Genomic DNA, 893 nt, shown 5'->3' on the forward strand with positions numbered 1-893 from the left:
GTGTCGCGGTATTCCTGGATGGTGGTGGAGGGGCGGGGGGCTGGGCAGAGGAACTGCTCGTAGCGGGTGTCGTCGTCCACGAAGCGCTTCAGCCAGGAGATGCTGTACTTCGCGACGGTCACGTTCGGCGAGGTGGGCGCGGAGTGGCTGGCGGCGTTCAGTTCCAGGTACGCCTTGTCCAGCGTGGCCGGCAGGCTGGTGTAGAACGGCTCCGAGTGCGACGCGACCGGTGCCACCGAGTCGTTCTCCGCGCCGACCACCAGAGTCGGCACTCGTACGCCCGACCAGTTCTTCACGGTGTGCCAGCCGGTCAGCGGGATGGCCGCCTGCAACTGCGGCCGGGTGTTCGCCGCCGAGAGGCTCCCGCCGCCGCCCATCGAGTGGCCCATCACCGCGAGCCGGTTGCGGTCGATGCGGGTACGCACGCTGCTGGTGTTGCTCAGGTAGTCCAGGGCGGCGAGCAGTTGGGTGCCCCGACTGGCCGGCTGGTCGTAGCGGGACAGCGTGTCGATGGTGATCACCACGAAGCCCTGCGACGCCAGTCGTGGCCCGAGCCAGGCCACGCTGGACTGGGTGGCGGTGTAGCCGGGCGAGATCGCCACCGCGCCGAAGGTGCCCTCGGCGGTGCTGGTCGGGTAGTAGATGGTGCCGCCCCCGAATCCGGTGACGCTGGTGGGGGCGACGGTGCTCTGGGCGATGGCGAAGGGCCCGCGGGTGGCCTCGATGCTGGCCACGGTGGGGGCCGGGCCACGCTCGTACGGGCTGGCGGCGGCCTGTGCGGGCGGCGCGGCGCCGATGCCGGCGCCGAGCACGGCCAGGGCGAGCGCCCACCGCAGGGCACGCCGGGGGCGGTGGGCGCTCGCCCTGGCTCTTATACACATCTCCGAGCCCAC

At 71.8% G+C, this 893-nt stretch carries 1 protein-coding gene; it reads right to left on the reverse strand.

Annotation, left to right across the window (positions count from 1 at the left end; translation table 11 throughout):
• Positions 1–881 (reverse strand): bis(hydroxyethyl) terephthalate hydrolase (gene bdeA / locus DKT68_RS00015; protein ID WP_109815401.1); only part of this gene is annotated, 881 nt, incomplete at its 3' end.
• Between the last annotated feature and the right edge of the window lie 12 nt (positions 882–893).

The sequence above is a fragment of the Micromonospora acroterricola genome, from assembly GCF_003172955.1.
GTDB lineage: Bacteria > Actinomycetota > Actinomycetes > Mycobacteriales > Micromonosporaceae > Micromonospora > Micromonospora acroterricola.